23 protein-coding genes are annotated in these 23512 nt (G+C 38.1%); 20 read left to right on the top strand and 3 right to left on the bottom strand.

What is annotated here, in order from left to right:
* The first annotated feature begins 5 nt into the window (after window positions 1-5).
* Window positions 6-2333 (top strand): DNA internalization-related competence protein ComEC/Rec2, encoded by a 2328-nt coding sequence (locus tag FS608_RS02795; protein WP_144547742.1) that lies wholly within the window; start codon window positions 6-8, stop codon window positions 2331-2333.
* A 72-nt stretch (window positions 2334-2405) separates the two neighbouring features.
* Here FS608_RS02795 and FS608_RS02790 read toward each other — a convergent pair whose 3' ends face one another.
* The gene (locus FS608_RS02790; RefSeq protein WP_026563518.1) at window positions 2406-2540 is read right to left on the bottom strand and encodes a YqzM family protein; all 135 of its coding nucleotides are present in this window, start codon (window positions 2538-2540) and stop codon (window positions 2406-2408) included.
* Between the two features lie 304 nt (window positions 2541-2844).
* Between FS608_RS02790 and holA the strand changes: the two genes are divergently transcribed.
* Window positions 2845-3861 (top strand): DNA polymerase III subunit delta, encoded by a 1017-nt coding sequence (gene holA, locus FS608_RS02785; protein ID WP_144547741.1) that lies wholly within the window; start codon window positions 2845-2847, stop codon window positions 3859-3861.
* A 45-nt stretch (window positions 3862-3906) separates the two neighbouring features.
* On the opposite strand, the gene rpsT is transcribed toward holA, so the two are convergent.
* A complete protein-coding gene (rpsT, locus tag FS608_RS02780) occupies window positions 3907-4167 on the bottom strand; it encodes a 30S ribosomal protein S20 (protein ID WP_144547740.1) in 261 nt (86 codons plus the stop codon).
* 214 nt (window positions 4168-4381) lie between these two features.
* Here rpsT and gpr point away from each other — a divergent pair, with 214 nt between their 5' ends.
* The 13 genes from gpr to deoC all read left to right on the top strand — a co-directional run bounded on the left by gpr (window position 4382) and on the right by deoC (window position 19446).
* Window positions 4382-5506, top strand: a complete 1125-nt coding sequence (gene gpr / locus FS608_RS02775) for a GPR endopeptidase (RefSeq protein WP_144547739.1) — start codon at window positions 4382-4384, stop codon at window positions 5504-5506.
* A 126-nt stretch (window positions 5507-5632) separates the two neighbouring features.
* A complete protein-coding gene (gene spoIIP, locus FS608_RS02770; RefSeq protein WP_144547738.1) occupies window positions 5633-6835 on the top strand; it encodes a stage II sporulation protein P in 1203 nt (400 codons plus the stop codon).
* A gap of 19 nt (window positions 6836-6854) precedes the next feature.
* Complete coding sequence (locus FS608_RS02765; RefSeq protein WP_144547737.1) at window positions 6855-7181, top strand: DUF3679 domain-containing protein; 327 nt, start codon at window positions 6855-6857, stop codon at window positions 7179-7181.
* 140 nt (window positions 7182-7321) lie between these two features.
* Complete coding sequence (gene lepA, locus FS608_RS02760) at window positions 7322-9157, top strand: translation elongation factor 4 (protein WP_144547736.1); 1836 nt, start codon at window positions 7322-7324, stop codon at window positions 9155-9157.
* 78 nt (window positions 9158-9235) lie between these two features.
* Window positions 9236-10369, top strand: a complete 1134-nt coding sequence (gene hemW / locus FS608_RS02755) for a radical SAM family heme chaperone HemW (RefSeq protein ID WP_144547969.1) — start codon at window positions 9236-9238, stop codon at window positions 10367-10369.
* 132 nt (window positions 10370-10501) lie between these two features.
* Window positions 10502-11533, top strand: coding sequence for a heat-inducible transcriptional repressor HrcA (hrcA, locus tag FS608_RS02750; RefSeq protein ID WP_144547735.1), 1032 nt, complete (start codon window positions 10502-10504; stop codon window positions 11531-11533).
* A 104-nt stretch (window positions 11534-11637) separates the two neighbouring features.
* A complete protein-coding gene (gene grpE, locus FS608_RS02745; RefSeq protein ID WP_313958691.1) occupies window positions 11638-12237 on the top strand; it encodes a nucleotide exchange factor GrpE in 600 nt (199 codons plus the stop codon).
* A 32-nt stretch (window positions 12238-12269) separates the two neighbouring features.
* Window positions 12270-14105 carry a molecular chaperone DnaK gene (dnaK, locus tag FS608_RS02740; protein ID WP_144547734.1) on the top strand — a complete coding sequence of 612 codons (1836 nt, stop codon included), beginning with the start codon at window positions 12270-12272 and terminating at the stop codon, window positions 14103-14105.
* Between the two features lie 249 nt (window positions 14106-14354).
* Complete coding sequence (gene dnaJ / locus FS608_RS02735; protein ID WP_144547733.1) at window positions 14355-15482, top strand: molecular chaperone DnaJ; 1128 nt, start codon at window positions 14355-14357, stop codon at window positions 15480-15482.
* Between the two features lie 18 nt (window positions 15483-15500).
* Window positions 15501-16442 (top strand): 50S ribosomal protein L11 methyltransferase, encoded by a 942-nt coding sequence (gene prmA, locus FS608_RS02730; RefSeq protein WP_144547732.1) that lies wholly within the window; start codon window positions 15501-15503, stop codon window positions 16440-16442.
* Between the two features lie 106 nt (window positions 16443-16548).
* Window positions 16549-17298, top strand: a complete 750-nt coding sequence (locus FS608_RS02725) for a 16S rRNA (uracil(1498)-N(3))-methyltransferase (protein WP_144547731.1) — start codon at window positions 16549-16551, stop codon at window positions 17296-17298.
* A 6-nt stretch (window positions 17299-17304) separates the two neighbouring features.
* On the top strand, window positions 17305-18672 hold the full coding sequence (gene mtaB, locus FS608_RS02720; RefSeq protein WP_144547730.1) for a tRNA (N(6)-L-threonylcarbamoyladenosine(37)-C(2))-methylthiotransferase MtaB: 1368 nt from the start codon (window positions 17305-17307) through the stop codon (window positions 18670-18672).
* 99 nt (window positions 18673-18771) lie between these two features.
* A complete protein-coding gene (gene deoC / locus FS608_RS02715) occupies window positions 18772-19446 on the top strand; it encodes a deoxyribose-phosphate aldolase (protein WP_144547729.1) in 675 nt (224 codons plus the stop codon).
* A 24-nt stretch (window positions 19447-19470) separates the two neighbouring features.
* On the opposite strand, the gene FS608_RS02710 is transcribed toward deoC, so the two are convergent.
* Window positions 19471-20406 (bottom strand): Na/Pi symporter, encoded by a 936-nt coding sequence (locus tag FS608_RS02710; protein ID WP_144547728.1) that lies wholly within the window; start codon window positions 20404-20406, stop codon window positions 19471-19473.
* Between the two features lie 215 nt (window positions 20407-20621).
* Here FS608_RS02710 and rpsU point away from each other — a divergent pair, with 215 nt between their 5' ends.
* The 5 genes from rpsU to FS608_RS02685 all read left to right on the top strand — a co-directional run bounded on the left by rpsU (window position 20622) and on the right by FS608_RS02685 (window position 23502).
* Window positions 20622-20795: a 30S ribosomal protein S21 gene (gene rpsU / locus FS608_RS02705; protein WP_007087607.1), complete on the top strand. Its 174-nt coding sequence runs from the start codon at window positions 20622-20624 to the stop codon at window positions 20793-20795.
* A gap of 15 nt (window positions 20796-20810) precedes the next feature.
* Complete coding sequence (locus tag FS608_RS02700; protein ID WP_144547727.1) at window positions 20811-21257, top strand: GatB/YqeY domain-containing protein; 447 nt, start codon at window positions 20811-20813, stop codon at window positions 21255-21257.
* Window positions 21258-21379: 122 nt separating this feature from the next.
* The gene (locus FS608_RS02695; protein WP_144547726.1) at window positions 21380-22015 is read left to right on the top strand and encodes an NfeD family protein; all 636 of its coding nucleotides are present in this window, start codon (window positions 21380-21382) and stop codon (window positions 22013-22015) included.
* 15 nt (window positions 22016-22030) lie between these two features.
* A complete protein-coding gene (gene floA, locus FS608_RS02690) occupies window positions 22031-23023 on the top strand; it encodes a flotillin-like protein FloA (protein WP_186328576.1) in 993 nt (330 codons plus the stop codon).
* A 32-nt stretch (window positions 23024-23055) separates the two neighbouring features.
* A complete protein-coding gene (locus tag FS608_RS02685) occupies window positions 23056-23502 on the top strand; it encodes a hypothetical protein (protein WP_144547725.1) in 447 nt (148 codons plus the stop codon).
* Window positions 23503-23512: the final 10 nt, after the last annotated feature.

The raw sequence follows: 23512 nt of genomic DNA, 5'->3' as shown, positions 1-23512 counted from the left end.
ATCGAATGAATGGAAAATATCTTTATTATGCAATTGCCGCTTTATTTGGTGTACTATCAGCACTTAATAAGTTCCTTCCTTTTTTTTTATTACAAGTTCTTGCTCTTTATCTTCTATATAAATACAAACGTTTTTCCGCTTTACAACTAACAAGTATAAATGTATGTTTTTTGATATTCTTTTTTATAGGACTTCATTCTAATTCAATAAATAAATCAGTTATCCCCGCTGCTACAACGACCTTTTCTCTTCAATTTACTCAAGACCCCAAAATCGATGGCGATTTATTACAAGTACAAGCATTAGAACAACGCTACAAGGAGAGTATTTTAATCCGATACAATATTCGATCTGAACAGGAAAAAGTGAATTTAAAAACAGAAATATTTTATCAAAGATTATGCACCGTATCCGGTACCTTGGAAAAACCGGCGATTGCCAAAAACCCTAATGCGTTTAATTACAGAACCTATTTAGCAAGGAAGAATATGTATTGGATAATAGAAGTACAAGAAAACCCGCTTAAACATTGCACTCCGCTGAAACCTTCTCCGTTAGTGGTAATCAAACAACTGCGTTACACAGGAATTAAATATCTCGAGTCTCATTTTCCAATGGAAATTGCTTCCCTTTCAGCTGCTTTAATTTTTGGTGATAGAAATTTATTTGACCCGGCTGTATTATCTGCTTATCAAAAAACGGGTATTGTCCATTTGCTTGCGATTTCTGGTCTCCATGTCTCATTATTAATCGCGATGGTTTTTTATCTTGGGATCCGCTTCGGACTTACGAGACAGTTCATGACTAATTTTCTTCTCATTCTTCTTCCAATCTATGTGATATTGACTGGTAGTTCGCCCTCCGTTATTCGCTCAGGCCTAATGATATTTCTTGTCTTACTTACTATGAAGTGGCGCACCCGCCTAAAGCTATTTCCGCATGATGCCATTAGTATGGCTTTTATTGCTTATTTGATAGGTAGTCCAATGGTGGTTTTTGATGCTGGCTTTCAACTCTCTTTTTCAGTGAGTCTTGTCATCATTTTATCTGCCAATAGTATTCTTACAGATTATACAAGGAATGTTACACGGATGCTTGCAACCTCAATGGTTGCACAATTAGGGGCACTGCCATTCTTGCTGTATCATTATTTTGAGCTTTCATTAATCGGCATTATTGCCAATATGGTCTATATTCCGCTTTTTTCATTTCTATATCTTCCGGGATTATATCTATTGTTTTTTATTCAGTTAATTTTCGGAAAAACTCCACTATTACTTACTAAATTCTTTTTAACTATTATTACTGTCGCTAATCACCTTATTGAATATCTCGCCGATTTTACTTTCTTTCATATTATCCCCGGAAGACCAAGTTTGATTTTCCTCATCGCTTATATTTTACTGCTGCTTGCTATATTTTATCTTTGGGAGTCAAAAATGTATCCCAATAGAATAGTTTACCTGATTTTTTTAAGTATCATGCTGATAATTTTACAAAAAAGTTGGAACTGGTTAACTCCATATGGGGAAGTAACAATGATTGATGTGGGTCAAGGGGATAGTATCTTAATCCATTTTCCACATTCAAAAGGGACCTATCTCATTGATACAGGTGGAACCATACGCTTTGCTGAAGAAAAATGGAGAGAACCTGCTGAAGCCTTTGAGGTGGGAAGGGATGTAGTTGTTCCATTTTTAAAAGGAAAGGGAATTACGCAAATTGATAAACTAATTTTAACACATGGGGATATGGATCATATTGGGGGGGCATTTTCAATTATTAAAGAGCTTAACGTCAAACAAATTATAATGCCAGCTGTTGTTGAACCCTCTAGTACAGAACTTGACATTATTAAAGAGGCCAAAAAACTAAATATTCCTGTCATAAGAGTGTCGGCAGGCGATCAGTGGACAAATGAAGAAAATCACTTTTATATTGTTTCCCCAGAAAAGAATTATTCGGGAGAAAGAAACGGCGGGTCCATTGCTTTTATTGCTCAATTAGGAGGTATAAGTTGGTTTTTCGGAGGGGATCTAGACCAAGCAGGGGAAGAGAAAATCATACATCAATATCCCCATTTGCGTATTGATGTATTAAAAGCGGGTCACCATGGCAGTAAAACTTCAAGTGCAATTTCTTTTATTAATCAAATAAAACCTAAAGTCGCACTCGTTTCAGCAGGTGAAAATAACCGCTTTGGTCATCCCCACCAAGAGGTGCTTGAGCGGTTAGAAAAAACAAATACGATTATCCTTCGAACCGATCAACAGGGGGCAATTACCTATAAATTTTATCATCAGAAAGGAACCTTTTTCCCGTATTTACCATAGGATAGAACATCTTAAGAATTAAAAAAGACTGCATCAATGCAGCCTTCTACCTTACACATATGTAGCCAATCATTACGAACCGATTACCTTAATGACTGTTGCAACAATAAACATTATGGCAAAAAAACCAAAAGAAACCCCAAATCCTACCCCTGAATCAATTGCGTCGTTTCGTTTACTTTGCACATCTTTCTCAAATTCATTCACAGTCTACCCCTCCTATTTCACAATATAGTATAAGTCATTCTCGAAAAAAAATCCAGCATACTTCAAATTGCTTTCCACAACTGACAAGAGTTGTCAAAATAGTGAGACTGATAAAAGGCTAAACTATATTTACTTAAGGAACTCCGCCAGACAATAGAATATCCTAGGGCTTCTATTGCAGGCGTTCATTATAGATAGGGAATTAGCACTTTTAAAATAGGAGCTAATTCCCTTTAAAATGCTTGTCAAAATGGCCAAGCTTCTTTACCATAGGTATGAATGGAAAGAAGGGGAGCGCTGAAACATGGTAATGGATAGTTGGAAAAAAATTAAGCAAAAGGAATTTGCTCCTATTTATTTATTATTTGGAACTGAGTCTTTTTTAATTAATGAAACAAAGCAATTACTACTCAATCATATTTTGACCGAAGAAGAGAAGGATTTTAATTTTGCTAGTTATGATCTAGAGGAAACACCCATTGAGGTGGCCATCGAAGATGCAGAAACCTTTCCTTTTTTAGGGGAAAAAAAAGTTATCTTTTTACATAATCCTGTTTTTTTAACAGCAGAAAAATCCAAGGATAAGGCGGTACACAACTTATCCAGGTTCGAAATGTATTTAAAAGAGCCCTCACCTTATTCAGTGTTAGTAATTTCCGCTCCATATGAAAAGTTGGATGAACGGAAGAAAATAACGAAGGAATTAAAAAGACATGCTGAAGTCGTTGAAGCAAAAAAGTTAAATGAACATGACTTAAGGAACTGGGTTAAGGGCAGGGCCAAGAACAGTGGAATAGAATTCGAACCAGATGCGATCGACCAACTATTGGCACTAGTTGGAACAAATATGTTTATGATTACCAGTGAAGTAGATAAATTGGCATTATATGCATCCGGTGAAAAAAGAATAGACATAGGTCTAGTAGAGAAATTAGTGGCACGATCACTTGAGCAGAATATCTTTACGCTAATCGAAAAAGTAGTTCAGCGAAAACTTGATGAAGCGTTAAGGATTTATTACGATTTGTTAAAACAAAATGAAGAACCGATAAAGATTTTGGCTTTACTTGCAGGACAGTTTAGGTTAATTTACCAAGTAAAGGAACTGTCGAGGAGAGGATATGGGCAGCAGCAAATTGCTGGTTACCTAAGAACGCATCCTTTCCGTGTTAAGTTGGCACTCGGACAAGCAAATAAATTTACGGATGAAGAACTAGCCCATTTAATTGACCTCCTCGCTGAAGCAGATTATCAAATGAAAACTGGCGGCATGAATAAATCATTATTGATTGAAATGTTCCTATTTCATTTAAAGAAATAAAAAAAACGATTCCTTTAAAAGGGAATCGTTTTTTTCTTCTCTAAATTAAAGAGCGTTAGTCTTTTTCATTAGACGAGATTTTTTACGAGCAGCAGCATTTTTGTGGATAAGACCTTTTGCAGCAGCCTTGTCTAATTTACTAGCAGCAGTTACTAATGCTTCCTTTGCAGCTGTAGCATCGTTAAGTGTAATCGCAGCTTCGACTTTCTTAACAGCAGTACGAGTTGCAGATTTAACGGTTGTATTTTGAGCATTACGAGCTTCGCTTGTTTTCACACGTTTAATAGCAGATTTAATATTAGGCATTACTTTCACCTCCTACAAAGAAATCGAGACACTATATGAACTCGACTTAACATTCCTAAAAAATAATTCAGAACATGAAATATTTTATCAAATGGAAGGCTATAATGCAATACTGTTTTCACAGAAGAATATCATTTGCATGATTTAAGATGGTAAGGGCAAAAATAGGAAATAGTTGCTAGACTATTGAAAGATTTGATGGGAGTGAATATTAATGGATGAGTCAATTGACTTAAGTCAATATTCTGTTCGAACGGATTTGGCGATTGAAGCAAGAGAGATGGTTCTTACACAGCAAAAAGGGTCTGTTGGGCAAGAGAAAGATCTTTCGCAAATTGAAGGCGTGATTATTAAGGAAAAAGATGTTGATGACATAAAGGTTTCTTTGGTCGAAGTAACCGAACAAGGGGCCGACCAGCTAGGGAAAAAAGCTGGTCGATATTTAACTGTTGAAGTACAAGGGATTCGCCAGCAAAACACAGAGGTACAGCAAAAGGTGGAGGAGATTTTTGCTAGAGAGTTCTCCTACTTTTTGGAAGGGTCTGGGATACAAAAAACGGATTCATGTCTTGTGGTAGGTCTAGGCAATTGGAATGTGACCCCAGATGCCTTAGGACCGATGGTGTGTGAAAATTTACTGGTCACCCGCCACTTGTTTCAGTTGCAGCCGGAAAATGTAGAGGAAGGCTTCAGGTCCGTAAGTGCCCTTTCACCTGGTGTTATGGGATTAACGGGGATTGAAACAAGCGATATTATTTTTGGTGTAGTGGAAAAAACAAAACCTGATTTTGTTATTGCTATTGACGCACTTGCATCTCGTTCGATTGAACGGGTTAATTCAACCATTCAAATATCCGATACAGGTATACATCCTGGTTCGGGGGTAGGTAATAAAAGAAAAGAATTGAGTAAAGAAACCTTAGGAATACCTGTCATTGCAATTGGGGTTCCGACTGTGGTAGATGCTGTGTCCATTACTAGTGATACGATCGATTTTATCCTGAAACACTTTGGAAAAGAGCTAAAGGAGGGTAATCGTCCTTCAAGAGCACTTGCACCAGCAGGGATGAGTTTCGGTGAAAAGCGAAAGTTGACTGAAGATGACTTACCGGAAGAACAGCACCGGAAAACCTTTCTTGGAATGATTGGGACATTGGAAGAGGAAGAGAAAAGAAAATTAATTTATGAAGTTTTATCACCAATTGGTCATAATTTAATGGTTACTCCTAAGGAAGTTGATGTTTTTATTGAAGATATGGCTAATCTAATTGCCAACGGTTTAAATTCTGCGCTTCATGGTGCTGTTGACCAAGGGAATGCTGGCTACTACACCAAATAAAGGAATAGTAAGAGGCATCTTTCAAATCTATTTATTTAAAAGGATGCCTCTTAAGTTAAATTTTGGGTTCTACCAATTCTAGTAGCTTCATATCATTTACTAGAATCAGTTTTGCGAGGTGGAACCATGAAAGCTAGAAATTCAGGAACTTTTGTTATGGTGCAAGGGACAAGTCTACTTAAAGCCACTGGAATATTGTTACTATTTATACTATTGATTTTCTCTATTAGTGGGTTATTAACCTCGTTAAAGCCACAGTATCGACCTATGTCGTCTTCGGTTAATCAGGCAGCAACAAATGTGAATGGGGAATTGCTCTATCAGTTAATGGGTTGGGAAAATCATCATTTTTTATCGGTTGAAAAAGATTGGACGTCAGCTCCTACATTAACGAACTTTGTATTTAAGCTATCAAGCAATATTAATTTAAATGATCCCCGTAGTCTCTTAGGTAGAGAACTCCCAGGTTTTTATGAATTTGATGGAAAAATACTAGTGGCAGGTGAGGGGACGAACTACACAAATATGCCAATTGAATCTGCCCCGCCGCTCGAAATAATGAAAGCGGAGCGAGAGGCAGCCTTGACAGATTTAGAAATTACTGAAAATCCATCTAGTGAAAATACACCGTCTATACCAGGTCAAACCACTGGTAAACGGAAGGTAGTATATCTATACTTCTCGCATAATCGGGAATCCTATCTGCCATATTTAAAAGGGGTAACAAATCCCAACCTTGCATATCATTCGAAAATCAATGTTATGAAAATTGGTGATCATTTAAAAACAAGTCTCGAGGATAGAGGAATCGGAACGAGTGTTAATAAAACAGACATTCAGGCGAGCTTAAATAAGAAGGGAAGGAAATTTTGGCAATCCTACGATGAATCCCGTCCGGTGGTTCAAGCAGCCATGTCTTCAAATAAAGATATAAACTATTTGATTGATATTCACAGGGACTCTCAACGAAAAGCACAAACAACCGTAGATATTAAAGGTAAATCCTATGCGAGACTGGCCTTTATTATCGGGGGGAAGAATCCAAATTATGAAAAGAATGCAAAACTTGCAAAAGCTCTCCACGAACTTCTTCAAAAGAAATATAAAGGCTTAAGCAGGGGTGTAATTATTAAAAATGCAGCCGGATCAAATAGTATCTATAATCAAAACCTCTCTGAAAATGCCATGTTGATTGAATTTGGCGGTGTCGACAATACGTTTGAAGAATTAAATCGTTCAGCAGATGCACTTGCCGATGTGTTTAGTGAATATTACTGGGATGCTGAAAAAGTTAACAAGGATGTTGAACAATCAACAAAAGAACAATAGATGTAAGGGAGCATTTTTTATGAAGATGTTCATGTTAAAGAGTGTATGCTTGGCTGCTCTCATGTTAATCTCTGTTTTAGTTGGTATGCAATTGGCTAATGATGGTATTCATAAAATGAAAGGCTATGATGATCCAAACTTTCAAAATGCTGTTAGTTTAAATGGGACAGACAGTAACTTGCAAGCTACCTTTTTGGGAAACGAAATCTCAAGTCATGATCTTGAGGCAAAGCAAAAAAAACTAGAAGAAATAAGTGCATATAATTTTTTCTCTACAATGGGGAAGAAGATGTCTGAGGGGATATCAGGCGCTTCTGAAAAGTTAGTTCATCTTATTGCTGATTAAAATAATCGAAGTGGCACCAGTTTGGTGCCGCTATTTTATTTCAGGAAATAATCTTATGCGACTTTTGATTGAATCTTGTTAATCGTATTGATATAATTCAAAATAGTGTATATGTGCGAGTATAGTAGGAGTGAAAGACCATGAACAATAATGAAAGACTCAAACGACAATCAAAAATTAGAAATTTCTCAATTATAGCCCATATTGATCATGGGAAATCAACATTAGCTGACCGGATCTTGGAGAAAACCAATGCATTGACCTCTCGGGAAATGAAAGATCAGCTCCTTGATTCAATGGACCTTGAAAGAGAACGCGGAATTACCATTAAATTAAATGCCGTCCAGTTAAAATACAAAGCAAAAGATGGAGAAGAATATATTTTCCATTTAATTGATACACCGGGACATGTCGATTTTACGTATGAGGTATCAAGGAGTCTTGCAGCATGTGAAGGGGCTGTTTTAGTCGTTGACGCTGCACAAGGAATTGAAGCACAGACACTAGCCAACGTTTATCTTGCCCTTGATAACGACCTTGAAATTTTACCAGTCATTAACAAAATTGACTTGCCTAGTGCAGATCCAGAGCGTGTTCGAGGAGAAATCGAGGATGTCATCGGTTTGGACGCTTCGGAAGCCGTGTTAGCTTCAGCAAAGGCAGGGATTGGAATTGAAGAAATCCTTGAACAAGTCGTTCAGAAAGTCCCTGCACCACAGGGAGATCCAGAAGCACCATTAAAGGCCCTTATTTTTGATTCTCTGTATGATGCCTATCGTGGTGTTGTAGCGTACATTCGTGTGGTCGAAGGAACCGTTAAGGTGGGCGATAAAGTCCGGATGATGGCTACTGGTAAAGAATTTGAAGTAAATGAGATAGGCGTTTTTACACCAAAAGCAACCATGCGTGATGAGTTAACCGTTGGTGATGTTGGCTTTTTATCTGCATCAATAAAAAATGTCGGGGATACTCGTGTGGGTGATACAATTACAAATGCAAAAAATGGGGCAACAGAGCCACTTCCAGGTTACCGGAAACTAAACCCAATGGTTTACTGTGGACTTTACCCAATTGATACAGCGAAGTTTAATGATCTGCGTGAAGCACTTGAAAAGCTTCAGTTAAATGATTCTTCACTTCAATTTGAACCAGAAACTTCACAAGCACTTGGATTTGGATTCCGTTGTGGATTCTTAGGATTGCTTCACATGGAGATTATTCAAGAACGGATTGAACGTGAATTTAAAATTGATTTAATAACGACAGCACCGAGTGTTATCTATCATGTTCATATGACAGATGGCTCCGAAATAAGGGTGGACAATCCTTCTGATTTACCGGATCCACAAAAAATTGACCGTGTAGAAGAGCCTTATGTGAAATCAACGATGATGGCTCCAAATGATTATGTAGGAACCATTATGGAACTCTGCCAACAAAAACGGGGAATTTTTGTAACAATGGAATACCTGGCGGAAAATCGGGTAAGTATTATCTATGAAATGCCATTAGCAGAAATTGTCTATGATTTCTTTGATCAATTGAAATCAAGCACAAGAGGTTACGCATCCTTTGATTATGAGCTCATTGGTTATAAACCTTCCAGCCTTGTTAAAATGGACATATTGTTAAATGGTGAAAAAGTGGATGCATTAAGCTTTATTGTTCATAAAGACTTCGCCTATGAACGAGGGAAGATTATTGTTGAAAAACTGAAGGAGCTTATCCCTAGGCAGCAGTTTGAAGTTCCAATTCAGGCTGCAGTGGGTCAGAAGATTATTGCTCGTTCTACAATTAAGGCTATGCGTAAAAACGTTTTAGCCAAATGTTATGGCGGAGATATTTCCCGTAAACGAAAATTATTAGAAAAGCAAAAAGAAGGTAAAAAGCGGATGAAGCAAGTAGGATCCGTTGAAGTGCCACAAGAAGCATTTATGGCTGTCTTAAAAATGGACGATAGCAACACAAAAAAATAAACTAGCTGGGGGTTAGGACAAGCCATTTTCTGGGCGAATTCTAGCCTCTTTTTGTTGAAGAATGAGGAAGTGAACGAAATGATTAAATCAGCCTATCTCCATATCCCTTTTTGTGAGCATATTTGCCATTATTGTGATTTTAATAAAGTGTTTCTAAAGGGGCAGCCGGTTGATGATTACTTAAAAGCACTTGAACAAGAAATGAAAATGACTTTAACCCAATTTCCAACAAATGGCCTTGAGACGATCTTTGTAGGAGGGGGTACACCGACATCGTTAAATGAAAAGCAGCTTTATCAATTTTGTGAAAGTATTAACAGAAATTTACCAAAGAGTGAGCATATAGAATTTACCTTTGAGGCGAATCCTGGTGACTTAACGGCAGAAAAATTAGAAATATTAAAAGAGGCTGGAGTTAACCGGATTAGCCTTGGAGTTCAAACGTTTAATGAGGAGCTACTGAAAAAAATCGGCCGTGTCCACAAAGCGAAAGATGTCTACCAAACAATTGATAACGCAAAATCCTTGGGATTTGAAAATATCAGTATAGATCTTATCTTTAGTTTACCTTCACAAACTTTTTCAGATTTTAAAGAGACATTAAAAGAGGCTTTATCACTTGATATCACACATTATTCTGCCTATTCCTTAATCATTGAACCAAAAACAGTTTTTTATAATTTACTGAAAAAAGGAAAACTGCCAACTCCTGGTGAGGATGTGGAAGCTGCGATGTACGAATTACTAATGGAAGAAATGGAAAAGCATGGATTCAACCAATATGAAATTAGTAATTTTTCTAAACCAGGGTATGAGAGCAGACATAACCTTACCTATTGGAATAATAATTCTTATTATGGGTTTGGGGCAGGTGCTCATAGCTATTTAAATCAGATAAGACGTTCGAATATTGGTCCCTTAAAAAGGTATATGGAGCAAATAAATAATGGGCTCATGCCGGTAATGGAAGAACATCAAACTTCAAAAATTGAGCAAATGGAAGAAGAAATGTTTTTGGGATTGAGAAAAACTGCAGGTGTCTTCATTCCTCATTTTATTGAAAAGTTTGCTAAAGACCCCCTTCAATTATTTGAAAAAGAGATTAATGAATTAACGGCAAAACAGTGGTTAGATGTGGAAAAAAATCATATATTTTTAACGAAAAAGGGGAGACTGCTAGGAAATGAAGTATTCCAGGCATTTTTAAGATAAGCAAGATTTTAATTATTGTCTTGATTAGAGTGGTTTACTGTTCTTTTTGATTGACACCATCCCCCTTCATTTGATAATTTATTAATATAATTAGCACTCGTTAACTAGGAGTGCTAACAGAGGTGATGAATGTTGTTAACAGATCGTCAATTGTTAATTCTTCAGGTTATTGTTGATGACTTTATTCGATCTGCCCAACCAGTCGGCTCAAGAAGTTTGTCGAAAAAGAAAGAGATTTCTTTCAGTTCGGCAACCATTCGTAATGAAATGTCCGACCTTGAAGAGTTGGGGTATATTGAAAAGACACATACCTCTTCAGGTCGTGTCCCATCGGAAAAAGGATATCGCTATTATGTGGATCATCTTTTGTCTCCACAGGTATTAAATCAACATGATACATCTATCATTCAGTCGATTTTTGCTGAGAAAATTTTCGAATTCGAAAAAATTATTCAAAGGTCTGCAAAAATATTATCGGACCTAACGAACTACACATCCATTGTTCTTGGCCCGGCTGTTAGTATTAATAAATTGAAAAAAATTCAAATTATCCCGTTAAACAAAGAGACAGCCGTAGCTATTTTTGTTACAGATACGGGCCATGTAGAAAATAGGACCTTTTCATTACCACCATCAGTAGATGCCAGTGATTTAGAAAAAACAGTGAATATTTTAAACGATCGTTTATCAGGCGTACCTCTCGAAGATCTAAATGATAAGATTTATAAAGAGGTAGCCATGCTTTTAAGACAGCATATCCATGATTATGACTTAATGCTGCATACTATCGCAGATTCATTAAAAATGCCAGTTAATGAAAAACTTTTCTTTGCTGGAAAGACCAATATGTTAAGCCAGCCGGAGTTTCATGATGTAACAAAACTTCGAAGCTTATTAACGATGATTGACCAGGAAGAATGGATTTATAATTTAATCAGAAATGATGCAGCTGGAATTCAGGTTAAAATTGGTACTGAAAATAAAAATAGTGTCATGGATAATTGCAGTTTAATTACAGCTACTTATTCGGCCGGTGTTGAGAATTTAGGGACGATCGCCATCCTAGGCCCTACAAGGATGGAATATTCCCGAGTCATTAGCTTATTACAATTTCTAAGTAAGGATTTAACTGCTGTCTGGACGAAATTGTATCAAAATAAATAGCTCGGGTAATATTGAGTAAGGGTGAAATACCTGTTTCACCCCCTTTTCCATGACAATGAATTATCCTATAAATGACAGCAAATGCTTTAAGGGAGGTGAGTAAGTTGACGAATGAGAATAATAAAACGCTAAATGAAGAAATGGAAGTTGAAAGTACTGAAAATGTTGAACTTACCGAAGAAAAAACGGTTGAGACTGTTTTTGACGAAGGTACAGCAACAGAACAGGCAGCGGATTCATTGGTTGATGAAAAGGACCAAGAAATTCAACTGTTGAAAGAAAAGTTAGAGGAAGCAGATAATCGATATCTACGCTTGCAAGCAGACTTTGATAATTTCCGGAGACGTACTAGATTAGATCAAGAAGCAAGCCAAAAATATAGAGCACAAAAACTTATTACTGATTTATTGCCTGCAATTGATAACTTTGAAAGAGCGATGAAAATTGAAGCAGATAATGAACAAACTAAGTCACTTCTACAAGGGATGGACATGGTTTACCGCAGTTTGCTTGATGCTCTGAAAAGTGAAGGTGTTGAACTGATTGAATCTGTAGGAAAAGAGTTTGATCCACATCAGCATCAAGCTGTAATGCAAGGTGAGGATGAGAACTATGGCTCAAACATTGTAACGGATGAATTTCAAAAAGGTTACTTATTAAAAGACCGTGTTATCCGACCTGCAATGGTGAAAGTAAATCAATAAAACTACATATTTTTTTCTAGGAGGAAAAGGAAATGAGTAAAATTATCGGTATCGACCTTGGTACAACCAACTCTTGTGTTGCTGTCCTTGAAGGTGGCGAACCAAAGGTTATTCCAAACCCAGAAGGTAATCGTACGGCTCCTTCCGTAATCGCATTTAAAAATGGAGAGCGCCAAGTTGGTGAAGTTGCTAAACGTCAAGCAATTACAAATCCAAACACGATCATGTCCATCAAACGTCATATGGGCACAAATTATAAAGTGGACATTGAAGGCAAAGAGTATACACCACAAGAATTATCTGCAATTATTCTTCAATACTTAAAGTCTTATGCTGAAGATTATCTAGGCGAGCCTGTTACAAAGGCAGTAATTACAGTACCTGCTTACTTTAATGATGCAGAACGTCAAGCAACAAAAGATGCAGGGAAAATTGCGGGTCTTGAAGTAGAACGTATTATTAACGAGCCAACTGCAGCTGCACTTGCATATGGATTAGACAAAACCGACGAAGATCAAACAATTCTTGTATATGACCTTGGCGGCGGTACATTTGACGTTTCAATTCTAGAATTAGGCGATGGTGTATTCCAAGTTAAATCAACCGCTGGTGATAATCGCCTTGGCGGAGATGATTTTGACCAAGTCGTTATTGATTACCTTGTAGACCAATTCAAAAAAGAAAATGGGATTGACCTTTCCCAAGATAAAATGGCATTACAACGCTTAAAGGATGCGGCTGAAAAAGCGAAAAAAGACTTATCAGGTGTAACTTCTACGCAAATTTCATTACCATTTATCACTGCTGGTGCCGCTGGTCCGCTTCACCTTGAAGTAACCATGACTAGAGCGAAGTTTGATGAATTATCTGCTCATCTTGTAGAGCGTACAATGGGCCCAACTCGCCAAGCATTAAGCGATGCTGGATTAACTCCTTCAGAAATTGATAAAGTAATCTTGGTTGGTGGTTCTACGCGTATTCCAGCTGTTCAAGAAGCGATTAAAAAAGCGACAGGACAAGAGCCGCACCGTGGGGTTAACCCTGATGAAGTGGTAGCGATGGGTGCTGCTATTCAAGGTGGAGTAATTACAGGGGATGTAAAAGATGTTGTATTGCTTGACGTTACACCACTTTCCCTTGGAATTGAAACAATGGGTGGTGTATTTACAAAGTTAATTGACCGTAATACGACAATACCTACATCTAAATCGCAAGTGTTCTCAACTGCTGCTGATAATCAGACTGCTGTTGATATCCATGTCCTTCAAGGTGAGCGTCCGATGGCGGCTAATAACAAGACTTTAGGACGGTTCCAATTATCTGATATTCCACCAGCACCACGTGGAATTCCACAAATTGAAGTAAACTTTGACATCGATAAGAACGGTATCGTTAATGTTCGTGCAAAGGACCTTGGCACAAATAAGGAACAACAAATCACGATTAAGTCTTCAACTGGACTTTCAGATGAAGAAATCCAAAACATGGTTAGAGAAGCTGAAGAAAACGCAGAAGCAGATAGACTACGTAAAGAGGAAGTTGAACTTCGTAACGAAGCAGATCAACTTGTCTTTACAACCGAAAAGACATTAAAAGACCTTGAAGGTAAGGTTGATGCTGGTGAAGTAGCTCAAGCTAATGAAGCTAAGGATGCGTTAAAAGCTGCGATTGAGAAAAACGAACTTGAAGACATCCGTGCGAAAAAGGATGCATTACAAGAAATCGTTCAAGCCCTAACAGTAAAACTTTATGAACAAGCAGCAGCTGCCCAGCAAGCACAACAGGGAGGCCCAGAAGCGGGAAACACTGCTGGTCCTAAAGATGATGTTGTTGATGCAGAATTTGAAGAAGTAAAAGACGATAAATAGAAAAGTGGAAGCGCCTTGTCCAGGGGCGACAGGCATAAGACGAGCTGGCGAGAAGGTTGCTTTTTACCTTCTTGACAGATTGGCTTGTGACCCCGAGCCCCTAGGCGCTGGAGCTAGACATTTATAAGAGTTTTCATAGCTCAGAAAAAAGTCAAAGTCAGAACTATGGGCTTTGGCTTTTTTTATTGCATTAACATTGTGATGAATGATACAATAACCTTTATGTGACAGATTCGGGAGTGGGTAATCATGAGTAAACGGGATTACTATGAAGTACTAGGTCTTAGTAAAAGTGCTTCAAAGGATGAAATAAAAAAAGCCTATCGAAAGCTTTCCAAACAATATCACCCAGATATAAATAAAGCAGAAGATGCGGCAGATAAATTTAAAGAAATAACAGAGGCATATGAAGTATTAAGTGATGATCAGAAAAAGGCCCATTATGATCAATTTGGCCATACAGATCCAAACCAAGGCTTTGGCGGCAGTGATTTCGGCGGAGGCTTTGGAGGATTTGAGGATATCTTCAATACTTTCTTTGGCGGCGGTGGAGGCGGTAGAAGACGTGATCCAAACGCACCAAGACAAGGAGCAGATCTTCAGTACACGATGACGGTTTCTTTTGAAGAAGCAGCCTTTGGGAAAGAAACAGATATTGAAATTCCTCGTGAAGAAACTTGTGGAACATGCAGTGGTTCTGGTGCAAAACCTGGAACAAAACCAGAAACATGCCAGCATTGTCATGGGACAGGACAGTTAAATGTGGAGCAGAATACTCCATTTGGAAGAATCGTCAATCGACGTACCTGCAATCACTGTAATGGGACTGGGAAAGAAATTAAACATAAATGTTCTACTTGCGGCGGTAAAGGAAAAGTACAAAAACGCAAGAAGATTCATGTTAAAATCCCTGCGGGTATTGATGATGGTCAACAACTCCGCATGTCAGGACAAGGTGAAGCAGGAATTAACGGTGGACCTCCAGGAGATCTTTATGTTGTATTCCATGTAAGGCAACATGAGTTTTTTGAAAGAGATGGCGATGATATTTATTGTGAAATGCCGATCACTTTCGTTCAAGCGTCATTAGGTGATGAGATTGAAGTACCTACCTTACACGGGAAAGTGAAATTGAAAATTCCTGCAGGTACTCAGACGGGGAAAAAATTCCGTTTAAAAGGAAAAGGTGTTCCTAATGTTCGTGGATACGGTGTTGGTGATCAATACATTATTGTTCGGATTATTACCCCAACAAAGTTATCAGATAAACAGAAGCAGCTTTTAAAAGAATTCGCAGAGCTTAGTGGCTCTTCTCCGATTGGTGAACACGAGGAAAGTTTTTTCTCAAAAGTAAAACGTGCCTTTAAAAGCGAGTAAGGATTGGAGTTGGTAGATGTGAAATGGTCTGAAATCAGTATTCACACAACAAATGAGGCGATTGAACCTATTTCTCATATTTTGCACGAAGCTGGGGCGAGTGGCGTAGTCATTGAAGATCCATTTGAACTGACAAAAGAAAGACAAGATCAATTTGGAGAAATCTATCAACTCAATCCCGATGATTATCCGGATGAAGGTGTGATTTTAAAGGCGTACCTTCCGGTAAATAGCTTTTTAGGTGAAACGGTGGATGCAATTAAAGAATCCATTAATAATTTGATTATTCATAATATCGATATCGGTAAAAATAAAGTGACAATAAGTGAAGTAAATGAAGAAGAATGGGCAACTGCATGGAAAAAATATTATCATCCTGTGAAAATTTCAGAAAAATTTACAATTGTACCGACTTGGGAGATTTATACTCCGGTCAGCAGTGATGAATTAATCATTGAATTAGATCCAGGAATGGCGTTTGGAACAGGAACACACCCGACTACTGTCTTGTGTATTCAGGCTCTTGAAAGAACTGTTCGTCCTGGTGACCGGGTTATCGATGTTGGAACAGGATCGGGGGTATTAAGCATTGCCGCAGCTATGCTGGGTGCCGAAGATGTTCGTGCATTTGATCTTGATGAGGTAGCAGTAACAACAGCAAGAGTGAATATTAAACTTAATAAAGTAAGTGATCGAGCAGTTACTGCCCAAAATAATCTACTGGATGGTGTAGAGGAAAATTCTGCTGATGTTGTTGTAGCTAATATTTTGGCCGAGGTTATTTTACGATTTACTGAGGATGCTGCAAGAGTTGTCAAACCTGGCGGAGCGTTCATTGCCTCTGGGATTATCCAGCAGAAAAAAGATCAAGTCAAAGATGCATTAATTGCTGTTGGCTTTGAGATATCCGAAACAATTTTGATGGAAGATTGGGTTGCTATTGTTGCCAAACGGATATAATGGTTGAATAAGAGGGGTAACATACCCCTTTTTTTCGTGCCATGCTTTTAGAACAGACTTTTCTTTAGTAAAATTAAGTGTATGGTTTAAGAAAGGGTGCAAAAGTGTGCAACGATACTTTGTTAAACAACGAGCAAACGATGGGCGCTATTTGATTAATGACGAAGACCGCCATCATATCGAAAAAGTTATGCGCATGCAAATTGGCGACAAAATTATTTGCGTTGATCTAGATGGGAAGCAAGCAGTATGTTCCCTTGCAGAAATTACCGATACAAGTGTTGTTGCAGACGTTGTACAATGGATAGATGGGGTTTCCGAGCTGCCCATTACAATTACGATTGCTAGTGGACTGCCTAAAGGGGACAAGTTGGAATGGATTATCCAAAAAGGAACAGAACTAGGTGCGCATCAATTCCTTCCATTTTCAGCAGCTCGTTCAGTCGTTAAATGGGATGAAAAAAAAGCAACGAAAAAAGTAGATAGATGGCAAAAGATAGCTAAAGAAGCTGCGGAGCAATCCCATCGTGCCTTTTTACCGGATGTCATGAGTGCGATTAGCTTTAAAGATTTGCTATTAAAGAGCAAAGATTTTCATTATAAATTAGTTGCTTTTGAGGAAGAGAGTAGAAATGGTGAAACTTCCATTTTTGCTGATACGCTAAAAAAAATCAATAAAGGCGATACACTCCTAATCGTATTTGGTCCAGAAGGCGGCTTAACTGATGAAGAAGTTAGGCAATTAAAGGATTATGAATTTGCAGTTTGTGGGTTAGGCCCGAGAATATTACGAACCGAAACAGCTCCTTTATATGCATTATCAGCAATTTCCTATCATTTTGAATTAATGAGGTGAAAAATAATGGCAACAGTTGCGTTTCATACTTTAGGTTGTAAAGTAAATCATTATGAAACTGAAGCTATTTGGCAGTTATTCAAACAAGAAGGTTACGATCGAGTTGATTTTGAATCAATATCGGACGTCTATATTATTAATACTTGTACCGTAACAAATACAGGCGACAAAAAAAGCCGCCAAGTGATCCGTCGTGCCGTTAGGAAAAATCCAGATGCGGTTATTTGTGTAACTGGATGCTATGCACAAACATCTCCTGCAGAAATTATGGCTATTCCTGGTGTTGATGTTGTTGTGGGAACACAGGACCGGATAAAAATGCTTGAATATATTGAGCAATACAAACGTGAGCGTCAGCCAATTAATGGGGTTGGCAATATCATGAAAAGCCGTGTCTATGAAGAACTGGATGTTCCTTCCTTTACAGACAGGACTCGTGCTTCTTTAAAGATCCAAGAAGGTTGTAATAATTTCTGTACTTTCTGTATTATTCCTTGGGCCCGAGGCTTAATGAGATCACGTGATCCGAAGGAAGTAATTCGGCAAGCACAGCAATTAGTTAATGCAGGTTATCAGGAAATTGTTCTTACAGGTATTCACACAGGCGGATATGGCGAAGACATGAAGGATTACAATCTTGCCCAATTACTTCGTGATTTGGAAGCAGTAAAAGGACTAAAACGTCTGCGCATATCATCCATAGAAGCAAGTCAGATTACTGATGAAGTAATTGAAGTGATTAAACATTCTCCTATTGTGGTCCGCCATTTGCATATTCCGTTACAATCTGGTTCGAATTCTGTCTTAAAAAGAATGCGCCGTAAATATACAATGGAGTTCTTCGGAGAAAGATTAGATCGACTAAAAGAAGTTCTTCCAGGCCTTGCTGTCACGTCGGACGTCATTGTCGGTTTCCCAGGTGAATCTGAGGAAGAGTTTATGGAAACGTATAATTTTATTAATGAGCATAAATTTTCTGAGCTCCATGTGTTTCCTTATTCTAAACGAACAGGAACACCCGCTGCTCGGATGGAAGACCAAGTCGATGAAGAAATTAAAAATGAACGAGTCCATCGTCTCATCACGCTTTCTGATCAATTGGCAAAAGAATACGCTTCAAGATTTGAAGGTGAAGTCCTAGAATTGATTCCTGAAGAAGTATCAAAAGAAGAAGCTGATTCGGGATATCTGATCGGATACACTGATAATTACATGAAGGTTATTTTCTCTGCCCCAGAAGATTTGATTGGTAAAATAGTTAAAGTTAAAATTAACCAAGCGGGATATCCATACAATCGTGGACAATTTGTTAAGGTAGTTGAGGATTCAATATCCAAGAAAGAATTGTTTATTGAAGAAGAAGCTGTCATTTAAGGACCATTTAGGTCCTTTTTTTTTATAGTGTTTAGGTTAAACTATTTACAGCAGCAAATTACTTCTAAAATTCATATGGAATTCGAAGGGAGTATGTACATGGCTACTAAAAATATTGCTGCAATGATTGACCACACCCTACTAAAGCCGGAAGCAACAAAACAGCAAATTGAGGCCCTTTGCAAGGAAGCAAAGGAATATAAATTTGCTTCGGTCTGTGTAAACCCTACATGGGTAAGCACCGCAAAAGAATTGTTGCAAGGCAGTGGAGTGATGGTTTGTACAGTAATTGGATTTCCATTAGGGGCGACTACTTCTGAAACAAAAGCATTTGAAACTAAGAACGCCATTGAGAATGGCGCAGAAGAAGTGGATATGGTCATTAATATTGGAGCCCTAAAAGATCATAACGATGAATTAGTTGAAAATGATATTAGAGCCGTTGTTGAGGCTGCAAAGGGTAAGGCTCATACGAAGGTGATTATAGAAACTAGTCTGTTATCCAAAGAAGAAAAAATTCGAGCCTGTGAGCTAGCCTTAAAGGCTGGTGCAGATTTTGTTAAAACTTCTACAGGATTCTCAACAGGTGGAGCGACAGCAGAAGACATTGCCTTAATGAGGAAAACAGTCGGTCCGGACATGGGTGTAAAAGCGTCTGGTGGAGTTAGAAGTACAGAAGATGTCCAAAAAATGATTGGGGCCGGCGCAACTAGAATCGGGGCAAGTTCAAGTATCGCGATCGTCAATGGTCTTACAGTCACTTCCAATTATTAAAAAAGACGGCTAATGCCGTCTTTTTTAGGTGATTTTAGATGGTCTATCATGTAAAAATAAAATCATCTTCCCAAATCTCGTTGCAAAAGGTAAAACAATGATTGAAGACACAACATTAAAAATGACACTGATGTGTGCTAATTGTACATTTTTTGTATCGGCAAGAAGTGGAGCATTTTCAGTAAGTGTTGGGATTAGTGGGATAAAAAGCAAGACCCCGAAAACATTGAGCCAAACATGCGCAAATGCAGCTAATCTCGATTCCTTCCCCCCGCCAATCGAAGCAATAAGAGCGGTAATACATGTACCAATATTCGCACCAAGGACAATAGCTATACCCGCATCTAGCTGCAAGAGTCCAGTTAATAAAAAACTCATTGCAATGCCAGTCATTGCAGTACTCGATTGAATAATAGCTGTTATAATTGTGCCGGTTAACAGGCTTAAAAGAATATGATCATTAATGGAAAGGATGAAATTATTAATATAATCCATTGATGTTAACGGGACAGCTAGCATCTCGAAGCCTTTCATAGCTGCGAAAACAGAGGATATTCCGAATAGCAGCATCCCGATACTTCTCGCTTTTTTATTTTTTAATAAAATAAGCAGTGCTCCACAAATGGCGAGAGGAACGAGGACTTTATCAATATTAAACGTAATTAATTCTGTTTTAAAGGTTGTACCAATATTTGTGCCAAGAATGATTCCAATTGACTGGGGGAACGTCATAATTCTTGCTGAAATTAATCCAATTGTAATCACCATTACGGCGGTACTACTTTGTAAAAGTGCTGTTATAAATGTCCCTGTTAGCATCCCTTTTAAAGGAGTGCTAGTCAATTTAATCAGCCAACCCTTTAATTTGTTAGCTGATAAATTAAACAGTGCAAATCGCATAATGGTCATCCCAAATATAAATAATAAAATGCAAAGAACAAATAATAATATGTATAGCATTATATGCCCCCCTCGCTTCATTGTATGGTTGTACTAAGAGGGACATGCCAGTTTTTAAGGGAAATATAGACAAGTCTACATTTATTTGAATAAAAAAATAAAAAGCTTGTTTTATCAATACGAATTTCAGTTGACCTTGTATCAAGGTTATATTATAATTGCAAGGTACATGGATTGAATGTTAGTGTGTTGTGTTTCGGAGGGAGGGAAAGAGAATGTCTAAAACCGTCGTTCGTAAAAACGAATCGCTTGAAGATGCTCTTCGCCGCTTCAAACGTACAGTATCAAAAACTGGTACTTTGCAAGAGGCAAGAAAGCGCGAATTTTATGAAAAGCCAAGTGTAAAACGTAAGAAAAAGTCTGAAGCAGCTAGAAAACGTAAGTTTTAAGAGAGGGTGTAATACATGAGTCTTCTCGAGCGTTTGAATAATGATATGAAACAAGCGATGAGAAACAAGGAAAAAGACAAACTCTCAGTCATTCGGATGGTTAAGGCTTCATTGCAAAATGAAGCTATTAAGCTCGGCACGAAAGAGCTCTCCGATGATGTTGAGTTAACAGTCCTTTCTCGCGAAGTGAAACAACGCAAAGACTCCCTCCATGAATTTGGTAAAGCTGGTCGTGAAGACCTAGTTGATAAGTTGCGCACGGAGTTGGCTATTGTTGAATTATATATGCCAAAACAGCTTTCTGAAGAGGAACTGGCAGAGGTCGTTAAAGAAACGATTTCTGAAGTCGGCGCAAAATCAAAAGCAGAAATGGGAAAAGTGATGTCTGCTATTATGCCTAAAGTAAAGGGTAAGGCAGATGGGGCACTTGTAAATAAACTTGTACAACAACACCTTTCATAGTATTCTGACATAAAGACTGCAGGTCACTGGCCTGCAGTCTTTTTATTTTTAATAATGAAACTTAATTCATCTACATACGTAATAAGTATAGTCGAGACTAAAGAAAGAAAGGGGGCTCTCGAATGACGCAATTTCTTACTGACCCGATTGTTGTAACCATCCTTTTATCGATTGCGGGAATCGGAATTGTATTGGAGTTATTTTCAACAAAATTTGGTGTGGCAGGATTTATCGGTGTGTTAGCGCTCACTTTATTCTTTTATGGCCATTTCCAGGCAGGTCTTGCAGGCTATGGCACGTTATTTTTATTTGTGGCAGGTTTAATCCTTATATTCCTTGAGTTCTTTTTACCCGGAGCGATTGCCGGCACTCTAGGGGTCGCTGCATTAATATTAAGTCTTTTTTTAGCAGGAGAGGATACAATTCAAATCGGTGTATCCATCTTAATAGCTATTTTCTTATCCGTATTAGTTTTCTTTATGATGATTAAGATTTTTAATAAAAAACTTGTCCTATTTAATAAAATGGTCCTATTTGATTCAGCTAGGAAAGAAGATGGATATGTCTCCAACATTAACAGGACCGATTTGTTGGGAAAGGAAGGTCTCGCTCTAACGATACTGCGGCCTGCTGGAACTGTTATTATTAATAATGAGCGAGTTGATGTAGTTAGTGAAGGTGGCTTTATCGAGCAGAACGCTCTCGTTAAAGTGATAAAAGTCGAAGGGGCACGTATTGTTGTAAGAGAGGTAAATTAAGAAGGGGGTTTAGATATGATAGCAAGTAACGGAACAATTTTTATCATTGCGGTTGTAGTCGTTGCCTTAATATTATTTGGGATCTTATTATCATTTGTGCCGGTTATGCTGTGGATTTCTGCTTTGGCAGCGGGTGTACGTATCAGTATCTTTACATTAGTTGGTATGAGGCTTAGGAGGGTAACGCCAAGCAGAGTGGTTAATCCCCTTATAAAGGCCCATAAAGCGGGTTTAAACGTTACTACTAATCAACTGGAGAGTCATTACCTTGCCGGTGGTAATGTTGACAGAGTCGTAAATGCTCTAATTGCTGCTCATCGGGCGAATATTGAATTATCCTTTGAACGATGTGCGGCTATTGATTTAGCTGGTCGTGACGTTTTAGAAGCGGTTCAGATGAGTGTTAACCCAAAGGTCATTGAGACACCATTTATCGCTGGTGTAGCTATGAATGGGATTGAAGTAAAGGCAAAGGCAAGAATTACTGTTCGTGCCAACATCGAACGACTTGTTGGTGGTGCGGGGGAAGAAACGGTTGTTGCTCGTGTCGGTGAAGGTGTTGTCTCCACCATTGGATCGTCAGATAGTCATAGTAAGGTGCTCGAGAATCCAGATTTAATTTCCCAAACTGTCCTTTCAAAAGGTCTAGATGCTGGTACAGCCTTTGAAATTCTCTCCATCGATATAGCGGATGTAGATATCGGTAAAAATATAGGAGCTGAATTACAAACGGAGCAAGCAGAAGCAGATAAGAAAATTGCTCAAGCCAAAGCAGAAGAGCGCAGAGCGATGGCAGTAGCTCTCGAACAAGAAATGAAAGCAAAGGTTCAAGAAATGAGGGCTAAGGTTGTAGAATCTGAAGCAGAGGTTCCGCTGGCAATGGCTCAAGCGCTTAAATCGGGAAATATAGGTGTAATGGATTATATGAACTATAAAAATATTTCCGCAGACACTGATATGAGAGGTTCTATCGGTAAGATGACTGGGGACAAAAAAGACGGTCAATAATCCACTTTGGGATATGAAAGGGGTGGAGATTATTGGAAAGTATCCTGTTTATGATTATCATCGGAATTGTTTCTATCGTTTTCCGTAATGCAAAAGGAAAAAAAGGAGAATCTAGAAACAAAACATTTTCAAAGGGAACTTTTGAGGAAATTCGAAACTTAGTAAAAAAACAACTGGATTTTGAGGAATCTCGAACAAATGGCCCGTTAAAAGCGAAAAATATTCCAACTGTCCCAAAAGATAATCTTGGACATCTTGAGAATAAATACTATCAACTAAAACAAGAGCCTGAGGTTAAACGGATCGGAATGTCAGTTGCCCAACAAAAGTCTGATAAAGTAAAAGTAAATCACAGACACGAAGATGGAAGAGAAATCTCCCTGAATCCAGATGAAGAAACTCTTATTAACGGTATTATTTGGGCTGAGATTCTTGGGGAACCACGGTCAAAAAAGCCATTTCGTCCAAGAAACAGTTAGTAGTAAATCA

The organism is Bacillus sp. X1(2014), from assembly GCF_007678255.1.
This window is presented reverse-complemented; position numbering and strand designations above follow the sequence as displayed.

Bases quoted from the DNA above. Each gene is read 5' to 3' on its own strand.
- FS608_RS02795 (WP_144547742.1), top strand. From the start codon at position 6: ATGAATGGAAAATATCTTTATTATGCAATTGCCGCTTTATTTGGTGTA.
- holA (WP_144547741.1), top strand. From the start codon at position 2,845: ATGGTAATGGATAGTTGGAAAAAAATTAAGCAAAAGGAATTTGCTCCT.
- rpsT (WP_144547740.1), bottom strand. From the start codon at position 4,167: ATGCCTAATATTAAATCTGCTATTAAACGTGTGAAAACAAGCGAAGCT.
- gpr (WP_144547739.1), top strand. From the start codon at position 4,382: ATGGATGAGTCAATTGACTTAAGTCAATATTCTGTTCGAACGGATTTG.
- spoIIP (WP_144547738.1), top strand. From the start codon at position 5,633: ATGAAAGCTAGAAATTCAGGAACTTTTGTTATGGTGCAAGGGACAAGT.
- FS608_RS02765 (WP_144547737.1), top strand. From the start codon at position 6,855: ATGAAGATGTTCATGTTAAAGAGTGTATGCTTGGCTGCTCTCATGTTA.
- lepA (WP_144547736.1), top strand. From the start codon at position 7,322: ATGAACAATAATGAAAGACTCAAACGACAATCAAAAATTAGAAATTTC.
- hemW (WP_144547969.1), top strand. From the start codon at position 9,236: ATGATTAAATCAGCCTATCTCCATATCCCTTTTTGTGAGCATATTTGC.
- dnaK (WP_144547734.1), top strand. From the start codon at position 12,270: ATGAGTAAAATTATCGGTATCGACCTTGGTACAACCAACTCTTGTGTT.
- dnaJ (WP_144547733.1), top strand. From the start codon at position 14,355: ATGAGTAAACGGGATTACTATGAAGTACTAGGTCTTAGTAAAAGTGCT.
- mtaB (WP_144547730.1), top strand. From the start codon at position 17,305: ATGGCAACAGTTGCGTTTCATACTTTAGGTTGTAAAGTAAATCATTAT.
- deoC (WP_144547729.1), top strand. From the start codon at position 18,772: ATGGCTACTAAAAATATTGCTGCAATGATTGACCACACCCTACTAAAG.
- FS608_RS02710 (WP_144547728.1), bottom strand. From the start codon at position 20,406: ATGCTATACATATTATTATTTGTTCTTTGCATTTTATTATTTATATTT.
- rpsU (WP_007087607.1), top strand. From the start codon at position 20,622: ATGTCTAAAACCGTCGTTCGTAAAAACGAATCGCTTGAAGATGCTCTT.
- FS608_RS02700 (WP_144547727.1), top strand. From the start codon at position 20,811: ATGAGTCTTCTCGAGCGTTTGAATAATGATATGAAACAAGCGATGAGA.
- FS608_RS02695 (WP_144547726.1), top strand. From the start codon at position 21,380: ATGACGCAATTTCTTACTGACCCGATTGTTGTAACCATCCTTTTATCG.
- floA (WP_186328576.1), top strand. From the start codon at position 22,031: ATGATAGCAAGTAACGGAACAATTTTTATCATTGCGGTTGTAGTCGTT.